Raw genomic sequence first — 2,881 nt, 5'->3', positions numbered from 1 at the left:
TTGGCATTCGGAGTTTATCTGAGATTGGTAATCCGGGATGGACCCCTCACCCAAACAGTGCTCTACCTCCAAGAATCTCTAATGTCGACGCTAGCCCTAAAGCTATTTCGGAGAGAACCAGCTATCTCCAAGTTCGTTTGGAATTTCTCCGCTACCCACAAGTCATCCAAGCACTTTTCAACGTGCCCTGGTTCGGTCCTCCAGTGCGTCTTACCGCACCTTCAACCTGCTCATGGGTAGGTCACATGGTTTCGGGTCTACGTCATGATACTAATTTGCCCTATTCAGACTCGGTTTCCCTACGGCTCCGTCTCTTCAACTTAACCTCGCATCATAACGTAACTCGCCGGTTCATTCTACAAAAGGCACGCTCTCACCCATTAACGGGCTCGAACTTGTTGTAGGCACACGGTTTCAGGTTCTATTTCACTCCCCTCCCGGGGTGCTTTTCACCTTTCCCTCACGGTACTGGTTCACTATCGGTCACTAGGGAGTATTTAGGGTTGGGAGATGGTCCTCCCAGATTCCGACGGGATTTCACGTGTCCCGCCGTACTCAGGATACTGCTAGGTACAAAGACTATTTTAAATACGAGGCTATTACTCTCTTTGGCTGATCTTCCCAAATCATTCTTCTATAATCTTTGAGTCCACATTGCAGTCCTACAACCCCGAAGAGTAAACTCTTCGGTTTGCCCTCCTGCCGTTTCGCTCGCCGCTACTAAGGCAATCGCTTTTGCTTTCTCTTCCTGCAGCTACTTAGATGTTTCAGTTCACTGCGTCTTCCTCCTCACATCCTTAACAGATGCGGGTAACAGGTAGTACCTGTTGGGTTCCCCCATTCGGAAATCCCTGGATCATCGCTTACTTACAGCTACCCAAGGCATATCGTCGTTTGTCACGTCCTTCTTCGGCTCCTAGTGCCAAGGCATCCACCGTGCGCCCTTATTAACTTAACCTTATTTTTTGACCTTTCAGTCATAAACTCTTATTAATACTACAGCGTTTTCGGTTTATTTTCTTGTTACTATTTGATATAGATATTCAATTTTCAATGTGCATTACTTGGTGATCTCTCACCAATGGAGCCTAGCGGGATCGAACCGCTGACCTCCTGCGTGCAAAGCAGGCGCTCTCCCAGCTGAGCTAAGGCCCCACAAGACCTCTCAAGACTAAACAAGACCAATGCGCAGTTCCTTATCCTTAGAAAGGAGGTGATCCAGCCGCACCTTCCGATACGGCTACCTTGTTACGACTTCACCCCAATCATCTATCCCACCTTAGGCGGCTGGCTCCTTACGGTTACCTCACCGACTTCGGGTGTTACAAACTCTCGTGGTGTGACGGGCGGTGTGTACAAGGCCCGGGAACGTATTCACCGCGGCGTGCTGATCCGCGATTACTAGCGATTCCGACTTCATGTAGGCGAGTTGCAGCCTACAATCCGAACTGAGACTGGCTTTAAGAGATTAGCTTGCCGTCACCGGCTTGCGACTCGTTGTACCAGCCATTGTAGCACGTGTGTAGCCCAGGTCATAAGGGGCATGATGATTTGACGTCATCCCCACCTTCCTCCGGTTTATTACCGGCAGTCTCGCTAGAGTGCCCAACTGAATGATGGCAACTAACAATAGGGGTTGCGCTCGTTGCGGGACTTAACCCAACATCTCACGACACGAGCTGACGACAACCATGCACCACCTGTCACCTCTGTCCCGAAGGAAAGCTCTATCTCTAGAGCGGTCAGAGGGATGTCAAGACCTGGTAAGGTTCTTCGCGTTGCTTCGAATTAAACCACATGCTCCACCGCTTGTGCGGGCCCCCGTCAATTCCTTTGAGTTTCAACCTTGCGGTCGTACTCCCCAGGCGGAGTGCTTAATGCGTTAGCTACGGCACTAAACCCCGGAAAGGGTCTAACACCTAGCACTCATCGTTTACGGCGTGGACTACCAGGGTATCTAATCCTGTTTGCTCCCCACGCTTTCGAGCCTCAGCGTCAGTTACAAGCCAGAGAGCCGCTTTCGCCACCGGTGTTCCTCCATATATCTACGCATTTCACCGCTACACATGGAATTCCACTCTCCCCTCTTGCACTCAAGTTAAACAGTTTCCAAAGCGTACTATGGTTAAGCCACAGCCTTTAACTTCAGACTTATCTAACCGCCTGCGCTCGCTTTACGCCCAATAAATCCGGACAACGCTCGGGACCTACGTATTACCGCGGCTGCTGGCACGTAGTTAGCCGTCCCTTTCTGGTAAGATACCGTCACAGTGTGAACTTTCCACTCTCACACTCGTTCTTCTCTTACAACAGAGCTTTACGATCCGAAAACCTTCTTCACTCACGCGGCGTTGCTCGGTCAGACTTCCGTCCATTGCCGAAGATTCCCTACTGCTGCCTCCCGTAGGAGTCTGGGCCGTGTCTCAGTCCCAGTGTGGCCGATCACCCTCTCAGGTCGGCTATGTATCGTCGCCTTGGTGAGCCGTTACCCCACCAACTAGCTAATACAACGCAGGTCCATCTGGTAGTGATGCAATTGCACCTTTTAAGCAAATGTCATGTAACATCTACTCTTATGCGGTATTAGCTATCGTTTCCAATAGTTATCCCCCGCTACCAGGCAGGTTACCTACGCGTTACTCACCCGTTCGCAACTCATCCAGAGAAGCAAGCTCCTCCTTCAGCGTTCTACTTGCATGTATTAGGCACGCCGCCAGCGTTCGTCCTGAGCCAGGATCAAACTCTCATTAAAAGTTTGAGTTCTCACTCATTTCTGTCACTGACAGATTTATTGTTTTTTCATTGTTCAGTACTACAACCTTAGTTGTAGTGCCCTGCACATTGGTTCGTCTTGTTCAGTTTTCAAAGGTCTTTGTCACTT

1 tRNA gene and 2 rRNA genes (1 of these 3 cut by a window edge) are annotated in these 2,881 nt (G+C 50.1%); all 3 read right to left on the bottom strand.

The window, feature by feature from the left end:
- A 23S ribosomal RNA gene (locus HT720_RS09795) occupies positions 1–958 on the bottom strand (it extends 1,864 nt beyond the left edge of the window).
- A gap of 124 nt (positions 959–1,082) precedes the next feature.
- Positions 1,083–1,155: transfer RNA gene (locus HT720_RS09790), tRNA-Ala, on the bottom strand.
- Positions 1,156–1,206: 51 nt separating this feature from the next.
- Positions 1,207–2,752, bottom strand: a 16S ribosomal RNA gene (locus HT720_RS09785).
- The 16S and 23S rRNA genes sit together here with 1 tRNA gene alongside, the layout of an rRNA operon.
- Between the last annotated feature and the right edge of the window lie 129 nt (positions 2,753–2,881).

This window comes from Streptococcus sp. 68, assembly GCF_013277415.1.
GTDB lineage: Bacteria > Bacillota > Bacilli > Lactobacillales > Streptococcaceae > Streptococcus.
The sequence above is the reverse complement of the archived record's forward strand: the minus strand, read 5'-3'. Positions and strand labels throughout refer to the sequence as shown.